This window comes from Bacteriovorax sp. As-1 (assembly GCF_058446905.1).
Genome location: NZ_CP184341.1, coordinates 216,062 through 237,334, shown reverse-complemented (window position 1 = coordinate 237,334; position 21,273 = coordinate 216,062). Strand labels below are relative to the sequence as shown.

Here is a 21,273-nt window from a genome sequence, read left to right as displayed (position 1 = left end):
TTTTTTGCCTAGAGGTCCTTTCCACAATTTTCCATAATTTAAGCTAAGCTTTGGAAATATCACTTCTTGAGTGAACTTGTCGGTCAAAACCTCCAATACGGAGTCGTTTAAAATTAAAATATTAGTATCTAGAACCGAGAAGTTAAGTATGGGAACTAAGACTTTCTCTCACAATTTAATTAAACGTTTTCCACTCCTCGTGATGTTAGGGGGGCTCCTGCTTACATCATGTATTGAAAACTCTGGTGTAAGGGCCAAAAAAACTCTTACAGGCTCAGGTCTGACTGGGACAGGGGGATCGGGAAGTGGTTCAGGCTCTCTGCCAAACGGATCAGGTGTTGGATCTAGTGATACAACTCTGCAATCAGTGAAGGTTGAGCTCTCACACTTAGTTGACCCATTTGAAGGTACATACAAAAAGAAACTAACAATCCCAAAAAACTATAAAGGGAATCTTTACCTGGCCGGACTAAACGTCGGGGCCCTTCAAAATAAACTGGTAAAGGTGCGCTTCAACTTTGGTCTTGATAAACAATCTGTCGTTCTTGATGCCACGATTGCGCGTGCGCCGGGGATCGTCCCACAAACAGACATTCAAGTTCTAGTTGTTGATATGAACTCAAAACCGTTTAGTAAAATGCGTTTGGGTTATGACCTGTTTGACTACAACGATTACACAGTTCTCAATAGTGATGGAACTGAAAAGGAAGTCGTTCAAAATAACCGCGATGGCGGTCTGTACTGCCGTGGTCTGACTCTGGAAGATGACCCGACATTTGATTCATCAACATCGACAAACGCAACATGTTCACAAGCAGGTGATAAGTGTCTATACGCTTATGCCAAAGTGACAGATGCAACGATGTATGACTCTTCAACTGGACTGACAACCATTCCAACTCGTCCGCAAATCTGGACAGTGGGAAGTGGGACAAGAAGCCCGACACTAGCGACTTCTGCAAAATCAATGTGTCTTCCAGATTATGAAGACTACCTTGGATTCAATGATCTTTTTGCTCAAACGCTGACAGGTCTTAACTACAATGACCTTATTTTAGGAATGAGATATAGAGGTCCATACCGCGCAATCAACCCATCGGCATGGAAGATTACCGGGAACGCGATTTTCAACAGCTCAAAAGGTCTCTTTGAAACGGCAAACTCTACACTTGATCCATACACCGGATTCAGGTCTTTATTATTCCCGCGCGCCGGGAAAGTTAAACTCAATCAGGATGTTCGTTATTTTGGATCATCATCTCGTTTTGGTTTAAGAAGTACATCAGTGGCCGATTCAACGGGGACATCAAAGTATGTCGACGGGTGTAACCTTCGTGTTATGCAATATGATGTGACAACTGCTGAGAACGTTGGCTCTTGTAATGTTAACGGGTCAATTGAAGTCTTTTATATGAAAGATGGAGCGGAAGTTAATATTACAACGGATAGAACAATCAAGCTTCAGCTAGTAAAAGCTTCAACAGTTGATAGCGAAGGAAAAGAAGTTTTAACTTCAAACTTCAAGCGTTGTGAATCTTCTTCAACATGTGGATCTGATGAGTGTTGTTTCAACTCTCGTTGTTGGTCTAAAGAACTTGTCACTCAATGTGTGGACCAGACTCCGGTTAACGGAAACCGTCCAGTGGGTGATGTATGTTCGTCTGACTTTGAGTGTTCAAGTTTATGTTGTAACCAATCAACTGGTTCTTGCCAGCCTCACAATCCAAACGGAACAACTCCGGTTCTTTGTAGCAAAACAGCAGGTCAGCGTTGCGTGTCTCGCGAGTTTTGTAAACCTGAGTATGTTGCAACTTGTAAAATCGTGAAGAACGGAACAAATGCCGATGGAACACAGGCCTGTACACTTCGTTGTCCAGCAGTGGAAACATACGGTGAGTGTACTGCGGGTTACTGTATTCCGCCTGCAGTTCCGGCGATTCCGGCCTTTGACCCTACCGACTGTTCACAAGCAGTTGACCCATAGGGATTCACTCTCTAAAATAGAGCAGTCGTAAACAATGAAAAGGCATAAAAAATGTTTAATAAAGACTGTTATCTAGATCACGTGGCCATTGCTGTCTCTAATTTAGACCGCGCTCAAAAAGTGTGGGAAGACCTGGGCCTTACTTTCAATCCTGTCAGAGAAGAAGTTCCTTCTCAGCAAGTGACAACTGCGTTTGCTCACGTCGACGAACACGCTCATATCGAGTTGGTGTGTCCGATTAACGGCGAAGGACCAATTCAGAAATTCATCGAAAAAAATGGGGAAGGAATTCACCATATGAGTTTTATGGTTCCTGATGTCGCGAAAAAAACCGAAGAGATGATAGCTAACGGATACAAAATGATTTATGAAAAACCAGTTCCAGGGGCCAATAATTGCCTGGTGAATTTTATTCACCCGAAATCAACTGGTGGCGTTTTAATTGAAATTGCCACAAAACAATCTTAGGATTTTTGATTTATGAATATGCAGTCTCAAATCTATCTTCCCAAACTTTCTCTGGTCAATAAGGCCTTGATCATTTTATCAAGTGTGCTTTTCATCCTGGATTTTATCCTGGCAAGAGCAGGTGGAATTGGACTAGGAAGTATGCTTGGTCTTTCAGCTGAAAGAGTTTTTCACGGACACATCTATAGCCTTTTGACATATCCTTTTTTGTCTAACTCAATCATCGAAGTGATTTTAAATTGCTTGATGCTTTGGTTAATGGGTTCAGAGTTTGAATCCAACTGGGGAACAAAACGCTATTTAAGTTTTATTTTAACAACGATTTTAGGTGGAGCTCTTCTTTATCTTTTAGTCGTTGGAATCTTTTTCCAAAGCAGTGTGATTTTTTCTTTCCCACTGACAGGTCTTTCAGGAATCGTAGGGGCCCTGTGTTTGGCCTACGCTGTAATTTACCCGGATCGCATTTTTTCTTTCCTTATGCTCATCCCGGTTAAAGCTAAATACTTCTGCATGATCCTGGTTGTGATCTCTCTTTATCAAGGAATCGCCAGCCCGACGGGCGTTGGAGCATGGGGTCAATTAGGGGCGATTGCTTCGGCCTATGTGTTTATGATTGTGATCTCTCATCGCAATTTCAGAACCCTTTCAGATAAAATGAGCCAAATGACGCAGGTGAGATCTAGGCCTAAGAGCAAGGCAAAGCTCACAATTGTGAAAGATGATTCTGAGAAGCCGCCTAAGTATTGGCAATAGGCCGATTTGATGCTACCTTCTGTAAACTAAAAAATTTTTATAAGACCATAAATGAGGCATACATGAGATTAAGTAGAGCATTACAAGAAAAATTAATGGACGTTCGTTTAAGAGATAAACTAATTGCTGAAGGTAAAGTAACGAAAGAAGAAGTTAAGAAATATCTTGATGGAATGGCAGACGATGCTAAGAACGCTACTTGGACTGAAGAAGATTCAGCTAACGACGAAGAGTAATTTTTAATAAAAAATTATATATAAGAAGGCCCTCGAAAGAGGGCCTTTTTTATTTCCTTTAGCTCAAACTCTTGAAGAAGGTGTAAGTCTCATCAGTTTTTCAATCTACTGAACAATGAAACTTGCAAAGAATATGTTTTTGACAACAGGTCTCTTCATCGACTTGTTAATTTCTTTCTTCAGCCTGTCTTCCAAAAGAATTTTTCCTGTCAGAGAGTTGAGTTCATCAGCTCCCATTTTTGAAGTGATGTCGATAATGCGGTCTTGAACCATTGGTAGGTAAGCTTTTACTTCATCTAAATCTTTTGCTTCAAAAAGAACTAAATGCATTTCCACTTCTAACCATCTCATGCGCGAGTTAGCAGCTTCGTTTTTAGGAATCAGACTGATGGTCATCTTGTCGACTTTAAAGAAGGTTGGAATCGCTTTAGAGTCCACAGTGTGTAGCATTTCCGCTTTCATCGCAGCTTCATCAATGGGTGGCTTCTTGTAGACTTTCTCGGTGTAATAGAAGAGACCAACAACAGCGAGAGTTGCCAGAACCATTACGCCCAAAAGAATCATGTCGACTAATTTTTTACCGGTCATATACAAATGATTTTAACACGTTTGGAAAAAATAAAAACATGGAAAAAGAAACTGGAGTGTCTTGATCGGAAAATGGGCAAAAAAAAGGGCCGCACGAGGCGACCCCTTTATTTTAAACTTACTAGAAAGGAAGTTTTGTGTAAGGAAGTCCTAGGTCAGTTGCTACTTGTTCGTAAGCAAGAGTCCCTTTGTAAATGTTGATCCCTGGACGGAAAGTTTTATCTTTCTGAGCAGCTTCTTCAACACCCATGTTTGCAATCATTCTAGCGTACTTGAGAGTTACGTTTGTAAGTGCGAATGTTGATGTACGAGCTACAGCACCTGGCATGTTCGCTACACAGTAGTGAACTACACCGTCTACTACGAAAGTTGGATTTTCGTGAGTTGTTGGCTTACAAGTTTCAATACATCCACCTTGGTCAACAGCGATATCTACAACTACAGATCCTTTTTGCATTTTAGAGATCATCTCGCGAGTTACTAGCTTAGGAGCTTTAGCACCTGGAACTAGAACAGCACCGATAACAAGGTCTGATTCAAGAACAGCTTTTTCAATGTTGTCTGGGTTAGAGTAAAGAGTTGTGATGTGTGATCCGTATAGACCGTCTAGTTCAGCTAATCTCTTAGTTGAAAGATCGATAGCCGTTACAGATGCTCCCATTCCCATTGCCATTTGAATTGCGTTTGTTCCAGCAATCCCAGCTCCGATAACAGTTACTTTTCCACGTTTAACACCTGGAACACCACCAAGTAGAACACCTTTTCCGCCTTTATCTAGTTGAAGGTAAGCAGCTCCGATTTGAACTGACATACGGCCGGCAACTTCTGACATAGGAACTAGAAGAGGAAGTGATCCATCCAGGTTTTGAATTGTCTCATATGCGATTGCTGTACATCCTGATTTCATCAGACCTTTTGTTTGCTCTGGATCTGGTGCAAGGTGAAGGTATGTGTATAGGATGTGGTGAGGCTTAAGCATGGCGATCTCTACTGCTTGAGGCTCTTTTACTTTAATGATCATTGTTGATTTTTCGAAAACTTCAGCAGCTGTATCCAGGATCTTTGCTCCAGCTTTTACGAATTCTGCGTCTTCGATGCCGATACCAACACCAGCATTTTTTTGAACGTATACAGTGTGGCCGTCAGCAACTAGAGCGCGAACTCCACCTGGAACCATACCAACACGGTTTTCATTGTTTTTAATTTCCTTAGGTACTCCGATAATCATAGTTATCTCCTTCATAGGTTTTTAAGGTCTTGTAAAAATATCCCATGAGAATTCCACAAAATGAGGAGAAAAGGAAGGGGGTGGTAATGGTTTCAGGGGGTCTTTTTTCGGCGCTTGTGGATCATCACTCTGACCCAGATGAAGGCGACCAGGAGAAAAGGCAGCGTATAAACCACAAATTCGGTCTTATTTGGGCCCGGAGGAGTGACCTCTACAGGGATAGTCGTACTGGTTAGAGTATCACCATTTTGTTTATTTTTGACGACGACAATAATGTCCCATACTTCATTGGTGGGAAAAGGAAGTGTCGCAGTATAAGAATATCTGCCCTTATCCTCGGTCGGAATCAGGGCCGTGCTCTTTAAAATGGGTTCAGGGTGCCCTTGAGGATGGGCCTTGATTTCAAAGTAGAGATCGTCTTTTTTAAGATTTTCCCCTTCTGGATAAAAAGTAAAAGTTCCGTTTTCTGTATCCGGGTCTGCCCAGACAGAGAGTTTGTACTCGCCAAATTTATGATCGACTAAAATGGGAAAGGGGGGGCCTTCGTGGGCAAAAAGAGTCGAAGTGAAAAAAGAAAAAAACAGGATAAAAAAATATTTCATAAGTCTTTTACGGGGCAATACCTACAAAAGTCCCGCGCATCTCCATCGGAAGTGACATGACCCAAAGGGCGAAGAGAAAAATCGCCAGGTGAGTAGCACTCCACTTAAGCTGCGCGCGTTTTTCATTTTTTCCCATCCAGACCAAAGTCATTGATCCTAGAAATCCTAAAAGTAAAAAGCCGTATTGTATAGGTGTCACGATATGAGTAGGCACTCCCATCATGGAATTAGACAACTGGATTTTAAATAAAAGGGGAACGAAGGCAAAAAGTCCGGTGAGTAAATGGAAACTGTAGTGAGAGACCCAGATAAAAAAACCAATGGGTAAAAGTGTCGGGATCAATTTGTAATCTTTTTTAGAAATAAGCAAGAGAGGAAGAAAAATTAAAACAGTTACAAAGAGTAACAAAAGCAGGAAGAAATTATTCTGGATGCCGGTCACATCAGAGAGAGTCGTCGTTAAATCGTAGGCTGGGCCAGTCATGGCAAAGGCATTTAAGAGGGCCCCAAAAGTAAAAACAACAATGAGTAGGAGAAAATCCAAACGTTTTGTTAAGGAGCCAATTCCGGCACGGGGAGAGTCTTCTTGAAGTTCTTCTCCGTTAATCACCATTTCAACTTTAACGTTGTCATAAGGGCAAGCGGCCACACAATCCATACAGAAAGTGCAGTCGAGGTTTCCATTTTTTTTGGGGATAAATAAAAAGGTTTCGCATCCGCGCTTTAAAATCTCGCCGTCTTTTTCGACACCTTTTAAACATTCATAGGTCGTACAGCTCTCGCAGACAGATAGATTTTTTGCTTTCACTGTTGCTGGACTCATCGTGCTTGAGATGAAATTAAACTGGCCGATTGGGCAGAGGTATTTGCAAAAGCTTGCTTTTTTAAAAGTGAGGTCGACAAACACCGCCACTAAAAAATAGATAATAATAATCCAGGCCGTAAGCGCGGGGCTCGACCAGAGATGGAAATACTCGTAAGCAAAAAGAAAGGCCACCAGAAGGAAAGTCCCCAACCACTTATTTTGTAATTTTTTAGGCCACAGTCTTTTGGGAGAGTGAAAAACTCGCAAAGCATTGCGGACGAAAATAAACGGGCAGCTCATGCAAAAATAATTGCCCAAGAGAAGAAGGATAAAAACCAAAATACCGCGGTAGTGAACCCAGACAAATTGAGTCGCCAGGTTTTTGGGTGCAAAAGGATTTCCCCAAAGCCCTTCAGCAATTAAGAGCACAGTGGCCACAAGCAGAAGAAACTGAAAAATGGTTTTTGTCGTTAAAAGGATTTTTCTCTGGGATTTCATTTAATTGGTTTGCAGCACGATTTCTTTGCTCGCCACCGAACCGTCGGGAAGAGTGATGGTTAAGAAAATAATCCATTCGCCCATCATCGTGAGCTTGAAACGGGTGCTATAAACGGCCTCTTTGATATAGACAGCTTCAGTGAAAATAGGAATCATTCCACCGTGATTCATCGTGGCCTCAATATCTATTTTAGCGTTTTCGATATTTTTTCCATCTTTATCTTTGAGTGTAAAAGTGAAGTTAACCGGGGTCTGCAGATCGATACTCTTAGGGTTATAATCCCAGGTTAAAACAACGTCGGCCTTTTTAGCTTCTGTTTTTGATTTCAGGTTGAAATTTTCTTTTAAAAAGAAAAGTCCAAGAGCAACGGCCAGGAATAAAAAGACGACGGCGATTTTTTTCATTATTTAACTGCGCATGTGCACTGTTGATGGGCCTCTTCTTCTTTTGTTGGAAAAAGGTGCATATACATCGCGACGGCCATCGGAATAAAAACGATCGTATTGTAAAAAAGATGCAATTCTACACGAGGGTAGAAAAGTTGCAGAATACTAACTGGAACCGGTGAGCCCCAGAAGTTTGTGTGTAAGATGGCCTGCAACTGGAGTAAAAAGTGTTCGATGTGGTGCCAGAACTGAATGGCAAAAGAGGCCATCCACCACTTATAACTTCTTCCCACAAATCCTTTTCTTAAAATCCACAATCCCACCAGCATAAAAAGAGCATAGAGATAATGCATCAGTTCTGATGAAACCAGCCATGGAAACCAATGCCCTAAGACACCACGTGATTCTGGGCGAGGCCATCCAAGTGCAAAAATTTGAAATGCTTGTACCAGGTGCTCGGCCCAGTGTGCGAGTACGATAAAAGTGTAAATTCTAAGAGCGAATTCGTGTTTATTCGTGTTGATCAGATGAATGAAATTTTTGTAACGGGATTCTCCGGCAAGCATCGCGTCTGTCGTCATATTAAAGATTCCTCTCAATAAAATAGCTTTTGACCATCATACAATGGAAAAACTGATTCTCCAAATTCTCTCATGGCCAGGTCTTTTAAGACAGAGTGGGAAAGATCATGCGAAATATGTATTAGACCAGTTTGCTCAGCCTTGATTTCTCTGACGTATTTAAAGCATTTATCAACAGTTAAATGCGTTGTGTGACTCCCTTTTTTCAGGCAGTCAATGACCAGGAGTTTTAGTTTCTTCTCGCTGAGAATTTTAACGATGTGATCAGGTAGTGAGTGGCAGTCGACGATGTAGGCGAGGTCCCCAAGAATAAAACCCATCGTTTCTGCATGTCCGTGTGGATAATTAAAGAAGAGGAATTCTTCACCAAAAAGTGTCGTGGGTTTTTCCAGCTCTACCGATTGTAGTTGCAGGCGAGGGATTCCTCCTCCTAAAACAGGCCCTTTGTGATGAAAGATATATGAGAAGCGGGACTCAATCGAAGCCTTGGTGCTGGCATTAGAAAAAACCGGAATTTCCCTTGGCGGAGGTCCAAAGCAGAAAGGGCGAAGGTCATCAATTCCGTGCAAATGATCAGCATGTTCATGGGTGATGATGGCGAAATCAACTGCGGATATCTTATTGCTTAGTATTTGTGTCCTTAGGTCAGGAGTTGTGTCGACGAGAATGCGTTGTCCATTTTTTGTTTGAATGAATACACTTGTTCTCAGTCTCTGATCGCGGTGATCAAATGAAGTGCAGACTAAACACGAACAACCTATTTGCGGTATTCCTACACTGGTGCCTGTACCAAGTGCTAGTAACATATTTTTATTCAGAGATTTTTCCATTTAGGGCCCATTTTGTTCTGATTGTTTTTGGCCATAGAAGCAGTATAATTTTAACTCAACTATAAGAGATCAAGGAACAAAAATTATGTTACCGAGAAAGTTAAAACTTTTGAAATCTCCACAATTAATTAAGGTCTTGTCGCTCACGGCAGTGGTCTTTCTTTTTGATGCATGTTCAAGCATGGGGATGGGTTCAAAGTCTGCGCCGCTTAAAGCAGGCTTCAATGTAAAAAAAGTGGTGTTAAGAAATGGCCTAACCGTTCTTGTTGCACCCAATCCAAAACTTCCAATTGTGTCTTATTACACACTCTTTGACGTCGGTGGAAGAGATGAAGGTGTTGGCACGACAGGGGCGACGCATTTTCTTGAGCACATGATGTTTAAGGGAGCAAAGAAGTACGGCCCAGGTCAATTTGATACGCTGTTGGAAAAGAGCGGTGGTATGACCAACGCTTATACAACAAATGACATGACGGTTTACTATCAAAACATTCCAGTGGAGTTTTTGGATACGATGATCGACATGGAAGCAGACCGCATGCAAAACCTGCTCTTAGAGCCAGTGTCGTTTGAAAGTGAAAGACAAGTTATCTTTGAAGAAAGAAAAATGCGTTATGAAAACAGCCCGGACGGATTGATTTTCTTAGCACTTATGAAAAAAGTTTTTGCTGGCACACCATACGGACAATCAGTTATCGGTGAAGAGGCAGACTTAAAAGCGCTTACACGCGATCAAATGATGGAGTTCTTTAAAAACTATTACGTTCCAAACAATGCCATCATCGCTATCTCTGGAGACGTTGATCCGGATACAGTTATTAAAAAGATTGAAGAAAAATACGGAGTCATTCCTAGATCAGAAAAACTTAAAGAGTTAAAAGATAAAACTTCTGGTGAAGAAGTCTTTAAGTCGAAAGCTGAGTTTGGACAAGAGTACAAGTTCTACGCAACTAACCCGATTCCAAAATTTGTCATGGCCTTCCAGGGAGAAAAACTGGGGACAAGAAAGTCTTACGTGATGGACCTTCTTGCGATGATTCTTGGAAATGGGGGAAGCTCGTACTTAACACAGAAATATGTAAAGTCTGATGAGCCAATGTTAACTGAAATCAATCTTTCTAACTTTAACCTGATTCATTCTGGTGTCTTTTATTTTGCCGGAGAGTTGATGGAAGGCAAAAAGATTGAAGACGTGAAAAAACAAATCGAAGGTGACTTAAAAGAAATGTGTGACCAGGCGATTAATCAGCGTTCACTGCAAAAATCAAAGAATCAGATCCTGGCCCAAGGTTACAACCAACTTAAGACCAATGCCGGGGTGGCCTCAACAATTGTCCGCAATGAGAAGTGGCATGGTGATTTTAATTACGGTCTAAAAGAAATGGAAATTTATAACTCAATTTCAGAAAACGAAGTGCAGATTGCCTGCCGCGAAGTTTTAGAAGAGTCGAAGTCCATCTTCATTTCAACTTGGGATAAATACCCTAAAACCGCGGAGAAAAAATAATGAAAAAACCATTAGTCTTACTTGCGGCCCTGGGCCTTTCATTTAATGCTTTTGCCGCTTCGGCCGCCAAGCCGGTAGCGATCGAAGATAATATTAAACGCTTAAAGTGGAACGGCATTGATGTCGTTTACATTGAAGACAATCGTTTCCCGACTTACGATTTGACTATCTATTTTGCAGACGGTGCTTTAAGTGAGAAAAAAGGGCAAAACGGTCTTTCTATTCATGCTTTCAATCTTCTGGATTCAGGAACTGATAAACTTTCTCAAAAAGAAATTTTAGACCAGTTAGAGTTCTTAGGAACAGAGTTTGGAGCGGACGTGACTCACGAGTATAGTACAGTCACTGTGTCGGGTTTAACGAAAGATTTAAAAGCATCAATGACCCAAATTTGTTCACTGATGAGATCGGCGACTTATCCGGAAAATGTCATTAAAAAAGAACTACAGTTAGAAAGAAACGGACTGCAAAGCCTCGTGGCATCACCACAAGGTCTTTCAGAAAGAGTGTTCCGTGAAATCTCACTAGGTGGGACTCCGTACTCTTACCCGGTTGCCGGTAAACTTAAAGACCTGGCAACTTACACGCCGGCCGCTCTTCGCGGGCAGATGAATTATTTTCTGGATAATGTGAAAAAACGCGTTTACCTGACAGGTCCCAAAAGTGCTCTTGCACTGGAAAAAATCTTAGTAGATGAATGCCGCTTTAAAGGTTCAGATTCTGATTTTGTCAGAGCGGTTGATGCTCCAAAGAAGAAGACGGCAAAAAGAGAGTTCATTTTTGTTCCGGTTCCAGATGCTAACCAGGTTCAATTGCGCATCGGACGTTTCTTAAACTACGATGAAACAAACGAAAGAAACCTGGATGCTTTGGCATCTGATTTCTTAGGTGGTGGTTTTACTTCCCGTTTAATGCGCGAAGTGCGTGTAAAGCGCGGTTTAACTTATTCGATTGGTTCATTCATCTCTTCTCAGAAACAGTACGGAAGAGCGGGGATTTCAACGTTTACTAAAAACCAGACGATCGACCGTCTCATTGAAGTCATTGATGAAGCAGTCACTAAGATCCATACAGAAGGAATTACACAAGAGGATTTAGACCGCTCAACTCAAGGGATGATTGGCGCTTATCCATTTAAGTTTGAAAGCAACCCTGCCTTCTTAGGTCAGCTGCTGCTTCTGGATCACATTGGAAAGCCATACTCAGATCTTTTTGACTTTAAAGATGCAGTTAAAAAGTACAATGCTAAAGATGTTGCAAAGAAGATTGGCGATATTTTTGGAATGAAAAAACAGACGATTTTTGTTTTAGGGGATAAATCAATTGAACCAAAACTAAGAGCGCTGACAAAAAAATACGGGCCTCTTAAGGTCGTAGACTACAAACAATACCTATAAAAATCAATTGGTGGTGGCGAGAGTCACCACCTTTTTTTAAAAAGACTATTCGGCCTCTGTGTGAGCGTTCATGTTCACCACCGCTCCAGGAAGAATCTCTAAAGACTTAGCAATGATTTTACCGTTTACCACGGCCGTAGGATAAAGAGTTACGTTGCCTGTTGATTTAATCTCACCTGTGAATTCACCGTAAACTTCCAGGTCTCCACAAGTCAAAATGGCCTCTGTGACTGAGCCAATTTCCAGCATGATTTTAGAAGGCGCTTCAACTGTAATCTCGCCCATTAGTTTTCCCAAGAGGTGAGTGGTGCCGACAAAATGAAACTTTCCATTTAAAACAGTTTGTTTGCCGATTGAAGTGTAAGTTTGATTCTGGATCATATCATCAACCTATAATTTAAGTGCGTACGCCATGCTTTGGTAGTGGATAAGATCACCTGTGCGCGAGAAGATAAAAACAGTAAACGAGTAGTTTCCTGACTTTCTCGGCTTCACAAAACTTGCATCCACTGGTCTGAATCTTTGAGTTGCAAATGGCTCACCGGCAGCGTAGTTGATCTGGAAGTCGCTTCCACCAAAAGAATTGTATGGATAGGCCTGAATTCCAATTTCGTTTTTCATTAAAACAATAATGTGCCCGGAGATTTTTGCATCGTCTGTCACGGCCGGGATAATGTTGAATTGAAGATTGACAGTGTCGCGGCCAACTAGCGCCTTGAATCCTGAAAGATTCAGGATAGCCGGGCGAGTGCGATCTTTTTGCCCCTGGATCGGTTTAAAAAGAGAAAGTGTCGAAAGCCCGATTGTGTTAACAGTCCCGCTTACTGGGGCTGGACATGTTACAGGAGCAGGGCATTTTGCATCGGAAGGAGCTGTTGTTGTTTTTGATTCTGTTCCGGAAGTTGCAGTTGGCTTTTTTCCTTGTTCCTCAAAAGCGAGAAGCTGATTTTTTAATTTAACATTCTCTTCCATCTGATCAGCAAGTTTATTTTCCAAATCTTCGCTTTTGGATTGTCTTTCGCGGATAAATTTATTTTGCTGATAACTTTGCAGAAGGCGAGCAGGACCGGCATTCAAGAGGCCTACGACACCAATAACTAAAGCAACAAGAGTAATGGCCGGTAGACCAATGAAAAACAAATAAATCTTTGAACGTTTGATCTCAAAGTATTTTGGTGAGTCATTTTTTTGGTGATAAATAATCGAGACACTGTCTTTTTTGGCAGTCTCAGGATTGTTGGGCCTTTGTTCGCTCACTAGTTATTGCCTTTTTTAATCTCAATTCCTTCGCGTGTTCCTTCTTTGAAAAATCTTAGAGAAGGCTCAAATGCGAGTTTGCCCATGTTTTCTAAACCGTTTTTCGTCCATACTTCGCTGACGATTTTCCAGTTGTAGTTTTCATCTTGTCTTAGATAAAGAAGCTTTCTACCAGTGTCGTTGATTGTGTTTGACTGGTAGTTTTGTGTAAACGTCACAACAGCGTAGTTCTTAGCCTGTAGAATAGAAAGATTGTCCAGGTCGATTTTAGGTTGACCAGGGTTAGAGAAGACAGCTTTTTTATAAGCTTTATAGGCGGCGTATTTTCCTTTTGAGTCTACGAAATCATTTTGATCGTAGTAGCTGATGTAGCTTTCGATATCCTTTTTTCTCCAGGCATCCAGCCATCCATCAATTGTTTTTTTCAGCTCGCCTTTTTGTGTTTCCCAAGTTTTCTCATTTAAGTAAATAAGATCCTGAACAACAATCATTGGTGTTTTGTTAAGCTCCAGGTATTTTGAAACATCAATCAATTCGTTGTTGGCCGTCACAACACATCCTCTTGAATCAAGACCTTTATCAATTCTTGTTTCATCGTTAGTAGAGTGTAGCCAGATTCCTGAACCTGTCTTCTTGTTGATTTTATCAACCGGGTTTGGGTAATCAGTAACGAAAGCACCAGCTCCGTAAATAGCACCTTGAGGACCAGATTGAGCAAGGAGTTGTTTGTTAGTCATGAAATCAACGAAGTTATAAACGCCTTCTGGTGTTCTGAAATCACCCTCAGCTTCTTTGTCGCCTGGTTTTTTCCCTGTGGCCATTTGGTATGAACGAACAAATTCTGGTTTTCCGTCAGCGTTTTTGAAAAGGTGAAGAGAGTGAGTTGATTTTTCTGCAATTAAAACGTGGTGAGCAAAAAAGTTATCCATCATGAGAAGTGGAGCTGGCATAACTTTTGTTCCATCTGCACTTGTGCCTTGTGCGAATGAATTTGTTAAAGGCAGAAGTGTAAGTGTACCAACTGTAAGAATCTTAGCAGCAATGTTTTTCATCGAAATAACCCTCTAAAATGGTCAGGTAAAGTATAAAATCTTACTTTATTTTAGACAAAAGCGTGCTTTCGATCAACTTAAAAGCATCACTAGGCAGTTAGTACTATGATTTTCGTAAGTATCGTCCGATAGGATAACTGATAAAATAGTAGAAAATAGTTGAACAAAATCAAAGGGACGGCCATGAGTGGGGCAAAGAAAATTGAGCCAGTATTTGAAGACCCGTTGAATGCCAAAATTCAGCGCAAGTTTGATATTGTTTTTACGCCAGTCGTTCCACAAAAAGCAAAAAACCCCAATGAAAATAATTCAAGTGTGTTTAATGACGATATCGATTTTAATACAGGACTAGACGACGAGATGAGTATGGGAAATGACAATGGAAGTAAGGGTGAAAAAGACTCCGGGCTTCAAATTGACCTGGACTTTTCAATGGATGACGGCACTCCGGCCACTCCGGAAAAATCAGTTGCCACTCAAGCGGCCGCGCCTGCTGGCAGTGCAGGAGATGATGACTTAGGTTTTTCATTGGATTTTGATGTCGAAGCACAGGAAATTGAAACAAAACCTGAGGCCACACAAGCAACATCTCCAATCGCATTGGAAGATGAAGGGTTTTCATTGGATGACGTGATTGCTGATCACGACAATTTTGATGAATCCACAAAAAAGACTGTTGTGGTAAATCCAAACAACCTGACGAATTCAAACCTGGCAGAGTTCGCTCTCGATTCAACTGGTAGCACTGGCTCTTCTGCTGATCTTATGACGACAGAAGAGGCGAAGGCCAATATGGAGTCGACGATTAAGGACATTCTTCGTCCTAAGTTTGACGATACAAAAGAAACAAATATTGAAGAACTGGAAAAAACGCATACCGGGGCCTTGGATAATATTGAAGACAGCGTTCTGGATTTTGGAGGCAATACTCCTTCTCAGGGTTTTTCGCTGGAAAATATGATTGACGATAATGAAGCTTTTGCTCTTGAAACAAAAAATAATACGCGTTCAGATTTTGCGGTTTCTTCTAACGAAGCGACACGCGAGTTTGACATCAGCGATATGGAAGAGATCGAAGCAGTGCAAGCAGAAGCTCCGGCAAAACCTGAACTTCCAAAAGCTGCACCAGTTGTGGCCCAGTCTCAACCAGAACCCGTCGTCCAGGCCACTGTTGAGGAACCACTTTCTTCATTCGGGTCCGGTGCTGGACTAGGGGTGCAGTCACTGAGCACCGAAGATTCGATGCGCTTTCAGGCAACGATCAGAGCGCTTCGCGAAGAAAGAGAAGAGTTGCTGTCGCAAATTAAAACATTAAAGGCCGACTCTAAAGAATTTGAACAAGACAACCTGACATTAAAGGCGAACTTAGATGAAGCTAAAATTGAAATTACGATTCTAAGAAAACGTCATATGGTGGAATTAGAAGACCTGAAGTATCGCTTAACAATGAGTGAAGAGAAAAAGGCCCTTGCTGATGAGAAGGCACGCCAGGCTGAATTACGCCGTGAAAAGCTTGAGCAGAAAGTAAGGATTGATTTTAATCAGGTAAAACAAAGAGAAAAAGAGTTAGAAAGCAAGCTTGAACTGCTTTCTATGGATGTAGATTCGCAAGTCCAGAGTCGCGACCAGAAAATTTTAGAGCTGAGAAGAAAAATTGACGCTCTAGAATTTAACATGGAAAATGCTTCTATTAAGGAGCAAAAATCTCTGGAAGATAAGAGAAAGCTAGAAGATCGATTAAGTAAAATAATGAAGACTCTGAGACATTCGATCAAGAACCTGGAAGATGATATCGACCATGTGGAAGAAGACGATGATCATCAAAAGGAAAAGAACTAAATTATGACACAATCTCTGACTGATTTTTTAAGTAGTTTTTCTTTTTTTGAAAATGAAAAGAATTTAATCTCTCATATAGAAGAGTATCTGGCCCGGGAGTATCTGGTCAGACCGTTATTGGTGTATTCAATTCATAACAAAATACCACAGATTGATTTAAAAAAATGCCGTACAATTGTAGGGAAGGCAGACCGCCAGAAGCTCTACAGTACTAAGCTTTTAGATGATCTCTTTATCAAGCGCGATGATATCAAACATCTGCCGTGCCTGTCAGTCAAAGTGGAGAATTGCTTCTATTATTTTTTAAACCTGGGTTTCAAAAGAAGCCAGTTTCATTTCGCTGTTTTTTCTGCTCCGTCGGAAATCTCGACTGATGTACTGAAGTCGCTGTCACAATTTGCTGCCAGCCACTTAAAAATTATCCAGCGTTTTGAAGATCTTTATAAGACACATGAACTCATCCATATCGATGACGTTACAGGTTTATACAATCAGAGAAAACTTTATAAAGATCTAACGTTGCTGGTGGATAAGTTTCAGAAGGAAAAAGATCCTTTCTGTGTACTTTTTATCGACATCGACTACTTTAAAAAAGTCAACGACACTTACGGGCACTTAGTGGGAACGAAACTGTTAGAAAACGTTGCTCGCGATATTAAAAGTCTCTTGCGCGATAGTGATATTAGCTATCGTTACGGGGGAGATGAGTTCGTGGTGATCCTGGTTAATTCTGATGCTGTGGCCGGAAAAATTGTAGGAGAGCGTATTCTGCAAATCATCCGCGAGCGCACATACGAAGTGGAAATGAGAAACGAAAAAAAGATGGTGAAGCTGAGTGTTTCTATTGGTGTGGCGGAGTTCCCGACAGATGCCGTGAACTCTCAGGAAATCCTGGCGATCGCCGACCGCATGATGTACGAGGCCAAAGAATCTGGGCGTGGAGTGGTCTTTAACACTCAAGACGTTTTCAAATCAAGCCTGCAAAAGGCGGTTAAAACGAAATGATAATCCTGGTATTGAGCGATCTACATTTAGGAAAAGGAAAATTTCTTAAAAACGGGCAACTCAATCTCCTGGAAGATTTCTTAGAAGATGAAAAATTCTTCGATTTCTGCGACTACTATTCAAAAGGCGATTACGAAAAAGAAGAGGTCCATCTCGTTTTAAACGGGGACATCTTAAATCTTATACAGATTGATGTGGATGGTGTATTCACGAATATCATCGACGACACAGTCACCGTCAGGGCGATTGATGCCATCGTCAAAGGGCATCCGAAATTTTTTGAAGGCCTTCGTCGCTTCTTGAAAATTCCAGGAAAAAAAGTCACATACGTCATTGGAAACCACGATTCAGGTATGGCCTTTAGAGAGGCCCAGCAAGCGCTTCGCCGCTATGTTGGAGAAGAAATTGAGTTCTGCTTTGAAGTGAATCTTTGTGGTGTTCACATTGAGCATGGTCATCGTTTTGAAGTGATCAATACCGTTCCAAGTGACAAGTATTTTATGGAAGGTCCCAATGGGAAAATGATTTTAAATCTTCCATGGGGAACACTTTTTTGTATTAACCTTCTGCCTATTTTAAGAAAAGACCGGCCGAATATTGATAAAGTAAGACCCTTAGGAAGTTATGTACGCTGGTGCTTTTTTTACGACTTCGCTTTCTTTTTAAAGATGAGTAAGATCGTTTTAAGATACCTTTTTCAAAGTAACTTCGACGAGTACATCAAACAAAACAGAAACTTTAAAACCACGCTTTCTATCTTAAAGCAGATAACGATTTATCCACTTTATGGAAAAAAAGCGAAGGGTATCCTGAAGCGCCATCCGGAAATTCATACGGTGGTGATGGGGCACACTCACGTGCAGGAGTGGCTGCGTTTTCCTGAGAACAAATACTATTTCAACACCGGAACATGGAATACCATTCCACATCTTGATGCCGGACAAATGGAAGCTTCTACGCGTTTTACGTATGTGCAGATTAAAGTTGATAAGGAAAAGAGATCGCTTTTAACTGGGACGATGAATCTTTGGCAAGGAACATGGAAACCATACAGAGAAGAAGTGTCTGCCGTCTAGACAGACACTCCCTTTATTCAAATTAAGCCTTTTTAGAAACTTTTTTTGTCGTCTTAGCAACTCTTTTAGCTGGAGCTTTTTTCGTTGCTTTTTTAGCCGCCTTTTGAGCAGTCTTAAGAGTTTTCTTTGCTTCAGATTTTTTCTGAGAGATGATTTTCTCAACTTTTTTCTGAATCTTATTTAACTCTTTCTTTTGTTCAGTAAGGAATTTTTTTGCTTTCTTTACTTCATCAACCACAGTTTTTTCGATTCTTTTTTCAAGAGTCTTTTTTTCAGTGTGAAATTTATCAACCAGCCCTTGAACAACATGCTTTTTTCTCAGGGTCTCGATTTCACCTTTTAGTTCCTGGAACGATTTAAGTAACTGCTTCTTATTCACTATAAACTCCTTTCTAGGGTTAAAGAATCTTTTTACTAATAGGGACTCTGTGGCCAAAGCCAAAGCTTTTCGGCTTCACTTTTATTATAGGGCAAAATTGTTTTCGTTTATACTCTGATTTTGATAAAAGTGAATAAACTTTCAAGACTTCGTCTTTATCGTGTCCACGTTTGATCAGGTCTGCAGGGCTAAAGCGCGAAGATAACAGGGCTTCCAGGATCGGGTCCAGCCTGTCATAAGGCGGAAGACTTTGGCTGTCTTCCTGGTTTTCACGAAGCTCTGCGCTTGGTGGACGAGTGATAATATCTTCTGGAATCAGCCCGCCGTAGTTGGCATTGATAAAGTGGGCGAGTTCAAAAACTTCTGACTTAAACAAATCTCCCAGAACAGAAAGGGCCCCGACAGAGTCCCCATAAATAGTTGAGTAACCCACAGAAAGCTCTGACTTGTTGGAAGTGTTAAGTACCACTGAGTTTAAATCGTTTGAGCGCATATAAATCAAAGCGCCTCTTAAACGACTTTGGATATTTTCATCGGCAAGACCTTTAAGTTCAGCTCCAAAATTGTCGCGGTAAGCGGTTTTGATTGTTGAGTGAATGAACTTAATTGGCATAGTTGTAAGTTTCACGCCCAGGTTGCGGCAGAGATCATATGAAAGATCAAAACTCACAGAGCTCGAATAAAATCCCGGCATAAAAACAGCTTCAAGTTCAATCGGCATCGTTTTTTGCAGTAGTTTGATAATAGTTAAAACCAGGGCCGAATCCATTCCACCAGAAAGAGCGATGGTGAATTTTTTCATGCCATTTTTTGTGATGTAGTCGCCGATTCCCAGTAAAAGAGCATCGAGAACTTCCTGGCAGCCTTTGTGGCCCATTGGAGTAAGCGAGAGAGTGTCACTTGATAAACGTGTTGAAAAAATCGTGCCCCAACTGTTCGTTGATGAATGATAGCTTCTGACATTTCCTTTTTCCGGTTCATGGTAAACCGGCATTTCAAACGAAAGAATTTGTGGTTTAAAACCATGGGCCATTTTAACGACACTGTTGCCATCGACGACAAAACTGTGGCCATCGAAGATGATCTCATCTTCAGCACCCACGCGGTTGACGTAGACAAAAGGCGCCTTTAAAAATTGTGAAACTTCCAGGGCGCGGTTGATTCTCGTTTCAATTTTACCCAGGTGATAGGGGCTTGCACTGATATTGATCACCATGTCGCATTTTTTATCCTGTTCAGATAAAAGCTCTACCGGATCGACATCGTGAAGGTGGGAAAACCACATATCTTCACAGATCAGAAGTCCAAAGTTTTTGCCCTGGAACTCAAAAATCACCGACTGGTTGCCCGGTGTGAAATACTTTTTTTCCTCGTACAGGTCGTAATTAGGAAGAAGTTGTTTAGTGTAGAGAGGGCGAAGTTTCTTTCCCGGCTCCAGAATGTAGATAACGTTTTCAATCTGGGCCGGCCAGCCAAGTCCGTCAAATTCATAGCGAAGACCGCCAAAAAGCAAGGCCAGGGGATTCTTACTTTTTAATTGGCGCTCTGACCAAATAGAAAGGTCCTCGAGGAAAGCGAGGTAGTCATCAATAAAAGTCTTTTTGAGAGGAAGGTCTTGTAGAGGATATCCGGTTAAAAAAAGCTCTGGAAAAATGTGTAAACCACTGTGACTTCCGTCTTGGAAAGTGGATGTAAGGTACTTAAAAATGCCTTCGAAATCAGCAATTTCATGGTGAGTTTGGTGAAGATTTAATTGCATGAACGCATCCATTGATCTAAATTTACACTCTAGATAATAATACGAATTCATGGCTTCGTAAAACGGCAATTTTAAAGCGTTTCTCCATGAGTTGAAGGATACCCATGATCGGTGTTGTCTTTGTCATTTTAGCTGGCGTTCTTTGGGCGATTGATACGTTGATTCGCTACCCAATGCTCTTTGCCGGTGTTTCTGCTGAAAGAATTGTGTTCACCGAACAACTTATTCTTTCCATTGTTTTCATTCCCTTGCTTTTAAAAGACGCTAAAAAAATCGGAGCGCTTAAACTTTCGACGATTGCTTACTTTGGCGTCATCGGGGTTTGTGGCCAGGCCATCGGAACACTGACTTTTACCAAGGCCTTCATGCTGATTAACCCTTCGCTGGTTATTTTGCTGCAAAAGCTTCAACCAATCGTCGCTATCTCACTTGCCCGGGTTTTCCTGGGTGAAAAAATCAAACGCGAGTTTTTATTCTGGGCCCTCATTGCATTGGTCGGTGGATTTTTGATTTCTTCTCCTGATATCATGCCGGGATTAATGGGGCTTGATTTCTCAATGGCGCTTTTAAGCAAAAAGGCCATCTGGGGTTACACACTGACCATGATTGCAGTCGTGAGCTGGGGAGCTTCAACGGTTTTTGGAAAAAAACTTTCTGCTCAGGGATTTGATGAAATCCAGATTATGGGTGGGCGTTTTGTTTTGGGTCTCGTGTTTATGACCTTTTACTTATACTACCAATTTGGTGGACTAAGTTTAGATTGGAACCTCCTTACTTATGGTAAAATTCTGATTATGGTTTTACTTTCTGGTTTTGCCGGAATGTATTTTTATTACAAAGGGCTTAAGACTTTATCAGCAAGAGCAGCTGCGCTGGCCGAAATGTTCTTCCCATTTAGTGCCGTGGTGATTAACTGGATTTTCTTAGGAGCTAAGCTTCAGCCAGTTCAGATTGTAGGAGCAAGCCTCCTGGTGATCTCATCATCGGTGATTCAATTAAAGAAATATTAGGAGAATAAATATTATGAAAAAAGTAGTACTGC

The 21,273-nt window shown here is 41.3% G+C and carries 22 protein-coding genes; 10 read left to right on the top strand and 12 right to left on the bottom strand.

Features of this window, described 5'->3' with window-relative positions; genetic code table 11:
- Positions 1 to 148: 148 nt before the first annotated feature.
- The 4 genes from ACN20O_RS01155 (at position 149) to ACN20O_RS01140 (ending at position 3,441) form a co-directional block, all read left to right on the top strand.
- Positions 149 to 1,984 (top strand): hypothetical protein, encoded by a 1,836-nt coding sequence (locus ACN20O_RS01155; protein WP_491636370.1) that lies wholly within the window; start codon positions 149 to 151, stop codon positions 1,982 to 1,984.
- A 51-nt stretch (positions 1,985 to 2,035) separates the two neighbouring features.
- Complete coding sequence (gene mce / locus ACN20O_RS01150; RefSeq protein WP_491636368.1) at positions 2,036 to 2,452, top strand: methylmalonyl-CoA epimerase; 417 nt, start codon at positions 2,036 to 2,038, stop codon at positions 2,450 to 2,452.
- A gap of 12 nt (positions 2,453 to 2,464) precedes the next feature.
- The gene (locus tag ACN20O_RS01145) at positions 2,465 to 3,205 is read left to right on the top strand and encodes a rhomboid family intramembrane serine protease (protein WP_491636366.1); all 741 of its coding nucleotides are present in this window, start codon (positions 2,465 to 2,467) and stop codon (positions 3,203 to 3,205) included.
- Between the two features lie 62 nt (positions 3,206 to 3,267).
- On the top strand, positions 3,268 to 3,441 hold the full coding sequence (locus ACN20O_RS01140) for a hypothetical protein (protein ID WP_491636364.1): 174 nt from the start codon (positions 3,268 to 3,270) through the stop codon (positions 3,439 to 3,441).
- Between the two features lie 105 nt (positions 3,442 to 3,546).
- On the opposite strand, the gene ACN20O_RS01135 is transcribed toward ACN20O_RS01140, so the two are convergent.
- The 7 genes from ACN20O_RS01135 to ACN20O_RS01105 all read right to left on the bottom strand — a co-directional run bounded on the left by ACN20O_RS01135 (position 3,547) and on the right by ACN20O_RS01105 (position 8,960).
- Complete coding sequence (locus ACN20O_RS01135; RefSeq protein WP_491636362.1) at positions 3,547 to 4,029, bottom strand: flagellar basal body-associated FliL family protein; 483 nt, start codon at positions 4,027 to 4,029, stop codon at positions 3,547 to 3,549.
- Positions 4,030 to 4,150: 121 nt separating this feature from the next.
- Positions 4,151 to 5,257, bottom strand: coding sequence for an alanine dehydrogenase (ald, locus tag ACN20O_RS01130; protein ID WP_491636360.1), 1,107 nt, complete (start codon positions 5,255 to 5,257; stop codon positions 4,151 to 4,153).
- Positions 5,258 to 5,349: 92 nt separating this feature from the next.
- Positions 5,350 to 5,859 (bottom strand): hypothetical protein, encoded by a 510-nt coding sequence (locus ACN20O_RS01125; RefSeq protein ID WP_491636358.1) that lies wholly within the window; start codon positions 5,857 to 5,859, stop codon positions 5,350 to 5,352.
- Positions 5,860 to 5,866: 7 nt separating this feature from the next.
- A complete protein-coding gene (locus ACN20O_RS01120; RefSeq protein WP_491636356.1) occupies positions 5,867 to 7,162 on the bottom strand; it encodes a 4Fe-4S binding protein in 1,296 nt (431 codons plus the stop codon).
- Positions 7,163 to 7,567, bottom strand: coding sequence for a FixH family protein (locus ACN20O_RS01115; RefSeq protein ID WP_491636354.1), 405 nt, complete (start codon positions 7,565 to 7,567; stop codon positions 7,163 to 7,165).
- Positions 7,567 to 8,130, bottom strand: a complete 564-nt coding sequence (locus ACN20O_RS01110) for a hypothetical protein (protein WP_491636352.1) — start codon at positions 8,128 to 8,130, stop codon at positions 7,567 to 7,569. The genes ACN20O_RS01115 and ACN20O_RS01110 overlap by 1 nt, the downstream gene beginning before the upstream one ends.
- 14 nt (positions 8,131 to 8,144) lie before the next feature.
- The gene (locus ACN20O_RS01105; protein ID WP_491636350.1) at positions 8,145 to 8,960 is read right to left on the bottom strand and encodes an MBL fold metallo-hydrolase; all 816 of its coding nucleotides are present in this window, start codon (positions 8,958 to 8,960) and stop codon (positions 8,145 to 8,147) included.
- A gap of 85 nt (positions 8,961 to 9,045) precedes the next feature.
- On the opposite strand from ACN20O_RS01105, the gene ACN20O_RS01100 reads away from it, so the two are divergent.
- Together ACN20O_RS01100 and ACN20O_RS01095 are read left to right on the top strand one after the other, a co-directional pair.
- Entirely contained in the window at positions 9,046 to 10,467 is a 1,422-nt protein-coding gene (locus tag ACN20O_RS01100; protein ID WP_491636348.1) for a M16 family metallopeptidase, read from the top strand.
- Positions 10,467 to 11,864: a M16 family metallopeptidase gene (locus ACN20O_RS01095; RefSeq protein ID WP_491636346.1), complete on the top strand. Its 1,398-nt coding sequence runs from the start codon at positions 10,467 to 10,469 to the stop codon at positions 11,862 to 11,864. The genes ACN20O_RS01100 and ACN20O_RS01095 overlap by 1 nt, the downstream gene beginning before the upstream one ends.
- A gap of 45 nt (positions 11,865 to 11,909) precedes the next feature.
- Here ACN20O_RS01095 and ACN20O_RS01090 read toward each other — a convergent pair whose 3' ends face one another.
- The 3 genes from ACN20O_RS01090 to ACN20O_RS01080 are packed head-to-tail and all read right to left on the bottom strand — an operon-like array spanning position 11,910 to position 14,173.
- A complete protein-coding gene (locus ACN20O_RS01090; RefSeq protein WP_491636344.1) occupies positions 11,910 to 12,245 on the bottom strand; it encodes a bactofilin family protein in 336 nt (111 codons plus the stop codon).
- A gap of 9 nt (positions 12,246 to 12,254) precedes the next feature.
- Positions 12,255 to 13,121, bottom strand: a complete 867-nt coding sequence (locus ACN20O_RS01085) for a hypothetical protein (RefSeq protein ID WP_491636342.1) — start codon at positions 13,119 to 13,121, stop codon at positions 12,255 to 12,257.
- Complete coding sequence (locus tag ACN20O_RS01080; protein WP_491636340.1) at positions 13,121 to 14,173, bottom strand: L,D-transpeptidase family protein; 1,053 nt, start codon at positions 14,171 to 14,173, stop codon at positions 13,121 to 13,123. The genes ACN20O_RS01085 and ACN20O_RS01080 overlap by 1 nt, the downstream gene beginning before the upstream one ends.
- 159 nt (positions 14,174 to 14,332) lie before the next feature.
- Between ACN20O_RS01080 and ACN20O_RS01075 the strand changes: the two genes are divergently transcribed.
- From ACN20O_RS01075 to ACN20O_RS01065, 3 genes are read left to right on the top strand one after another with little or no spacing between them, the layout of a single operon-like run.
- Positions 14,333 to 16,012 (top strand): hypothetical protein, encoded by a 1,680-nt coding sequence (locus tag ACN20O_RS01075; RefSeq protein WP_491636338.1) that lies wholly within the window; start codon positions 14,333 to 14,335, stop codon positions 16,010 to 16,012.
- A 3-nt stretch (positions 16,013 to 16,015) separates the two neighbouring features.
- Positions 16,016 to 17,017, top strand: coding sequence for a GGDEF domain-containing protein (locus tag ACN20O_RS01070; RefSeq protein WP_491636336.1), 1,002 nt, complete (start codon positions 16,016 to 16,018; stop codon positions 17,015 to 17,017).
- An 11-nt stretch (positions 17,018 to 17,028) separates the two neighbouring features.
- On the top strand, positions 17,029 to 18,093 hold the full coding sequence (locus ACN20O_RS01065) for a metallophosphoesterase family protein (protein ID WP_158649658.1): 1,065 nt from the start codon (positions 17,029 to 17,031) through the stop codon (positions 18,091 to 18,093).
- A gap of 22 nt (positions 18,094 to 18,115) precedes the next feature.
- On the opposite strand, the gene ACN20O_RS01060 is transcribed toward ACN20O_RS01065, so the two are convergent.
- Positions 18,116 to 18,472: a hypothetical protein gene (locus ACN20O_RS01060; protein WP_102244018.1), complete on the bottom strand. Its 357-nt coding sequence runs from the start codon at positions 18,470 to 18,472 to the stop codon at positions 18,116 to 18,118.
- A gap of 19 nt (positions 18,473 to 18,491) precedes the next feature.
- Entirely contained in the window at positions 18,492 to 20,231 is a 1,740-nt protein-coding gene (gene nadE / locus ACN20O_RS01055; RefSeq protein WP_491636333.1) for an NAD(+) synthase, read from the bottom strand.
- A 104-nt stretch (positions 20,232 to 20,335) separates the two neighbouring features.
- On the opposite strand from nadE, the gene ACN20O_RS01050 reads away from it, so the two are divergent.
- Positions 20,336 to 21,241, top strand: coding sequence for a DMT family transporter (locus tag ACN20O_RS01050; RefSeq protein WP_491636331.1), 906 nt, complete (start codon positions 20,336 to 20,338; stop codon positions 21,239 to 21,241).
- The last annotated feature ends 32 nt before the right edge of the window (positions 21,242 to 21,273 follow it).